The organism is Aliterella sp. E5.1 (assembly GCF_057473825.1).
The window spans coordinates 1-1,725 of sequence record NZ_JBYCCV010000329.1; the positions used below are offsets into that span (position 1 = coordinate 1).

Annotated in this window: 2 protein-coding genes and 1 pseudogene; 1 reads left to right on the top strand and 2 read right to left on the bottom strand. The window is 40.9% G+C overall.

Going from position 1 to position 1,725, the window contains the following annotated elements; translation table 11 throughout:
• Positions 1 to 233: 233 nt before the first annotated feature.
• Complete coding sequence (locus tag AC2VE5_RS26870; protein ID WP_486890596.1) at positions 234 to 1,085, top strand: IS4 family transposase; 852 nt, start codon at positions 234 to 236, stop codon at positions 1,083 to 1,085.
• A 308-nt stretch (positions 1,086 to 1,393) separates the two neighbouring features.
• Here the strand turns inward: AC2VE5_RS26870 and AC2VE5_RS26875 are convergent, their stop codons facing one another.
• On the bottom strand, positions 1,394 to 1,570 hold the full coding sequence (locus AC2VE5_RS26875) for a transposase (RefSeq protein ID WP_486890597.1): 177 nt from the start codon (positions 1,568 to 1,570) through the stop codon (positions 1,394 to 1,396).
• A gap of 26 nt (positions 1,571 to 1,596) precedes the next feature.
• Positions 1,597 to 1,725 (bottom strand): annotated as a pseudogene (locus AC2VE5_RS26880) (winged helix-turn-helix domain-containing protein); the annotation flags it as partial.

Below are 1,725 nucleotides of genomic sequence, written 5' to 3' on the forward strand. Positions count from 1 at the left end.
CACGTACAGATGGATTAATGGATGCTCCCTTTAGCCTTGTAGTTGATCCAAGCAATCCGCAGCGTGTCTTTGCTACTACCCGCGCTGGGTTGTATGAAAGTATGGATGGTGGCAATAACTGGACATTCTGACGGGGTGACAACCGAGGTAAAAGCTGCCTGTAATGGGACTTGAGGCGATTTGTGGTAAAAAAAGATCGGTCTAATTTCGAGAACAAGACCGACAAAGCAAAAATGTTACCAGAACTATATCGCAGTCATCTCAAAAATCAACTAAATCCACGATTGCTACTAACCATAGAAGTTTTAGTGTGGTTAATTCAAGTTCATAAACAAGTCAAAATTGAAAGGTTAGCGGCGCATTTTCCTCTGCCAATTAAATTTGAAAGCCGTCGCCGTCACATTCAAAGGTTTTTGCAATTACCTCAACTGAGTGTTGTACTACTTTGGTTTCCTATCATCAGCGCAATAATTCAATCACAAATCAAGTCGGGGAAGCGAGTTTACTTAGCAATTGATAGAACGCAATGGCAAGACAAAAACTTGTTCGTGGTAGCAGTGATTATAGAGAAGCGAGCAATTCCGGTTTACTGGCAGTTTTTAGAAAAGCAAGGTGCTAGTAATCTAACAGAACAAAAAGCAATCTTACGTCCGGTAATTCGATTACTTCAAGGGTATGAAATTGTCATATTAGCAGATAGAGAATTCCATAGCGTTAAGTTAGCCCAATGGCTGTGTGAACAGCAAGTCTACTTTGTTTTACGACAAAAAAAAGATACAAAGATTCAGCAAAAGAGTCAAGATTATCAGGAGCTAACAATGTTAAAGCTAGCTCCTGGAATGAGCCAATTTTTGACCGATATTAAGGTAACTAAAGAGCAAGGATTTGCTCAAGCAAATCTTGCTGCTTACTGGAAACGGAAATATCGCCAAAATAGAGAAAAAGAACCTTGGTATTTACTGACTAACTTGGGAAACTTAGCTGAAGCATTAACAGCGTACAAAAAGCGGGCTGGGATTGAAGCAATGTTCAAAGACTGTAAAACTGGAGGCTATAACGAGCGAAGGTTCTCATGCTTCAATTGAGCGGCTAACTCGATTAGTATTATTAATAGCATTAGCTTATACTTGGGCAACTTTAAAAGGACGAGCTATTAAATCAACTGGACAAGAAATCTACATCAGCCGCTTGCGAAAAGTTCAGCAAGTCCTCACTAAAAATAGTAGCTTTTGGATTGGTTTGTACGGTGATATCTGGATAATGGGAATGGAGTTTTTATCTGAGTGGAGCCAGAAATTAATGAGTATGGTTCCGAATAAGCTACCGTTCTTTCAGCGGGGTTTGAGAGCTATGAGCCTGATTCAGTTAGCGTTCTAGCTATATCGTCACCCCTTCAGGTCGGCAAGTCTTTCGGCAAGTCGCCCCAGTTGCAGCCGTTTTTCAACTGGTAAAACACTCCATCTAGAATCTGGCGCTTTGTCCACTTCGGGGGTCGAGTTTGCTTCTTTTTTGGTAAGAGGGGTTCAATGATCTCCCATTCTTTATCGGTTAAGCTGCTGGAGTACGGCATTTATTTTTGATTTTAGCCCATCTCTCAAGATCCCAAATGGGTTCTATAGGTTTTTTCTCTACTAATTCAGCATCTAGTTTCGGATTACGCTTTTGTGTCTTCTTCCAACTGATGCCTGCGGCTTTGAATAAGTCGTAATAGCTCTGAGGAGATGC

Bases quoted from the DNA above. Each gene is read 5' to 3' on its own strand.
- AC2VE5_RS26875 (WP_486890597.1), bottom strand. From the start codon at position 1,570: ATGCCGTACTCCAGCAGCTTAACCGATAAAGAATGGGAGATCATTGAA.
- AC2VE5_RS26870 (WP_486890596.1), top strand. From the start codon at position 234: ATGTTACCAGAACTATATCGCAGTCATCTCAAAAATCAACTAAATCCA.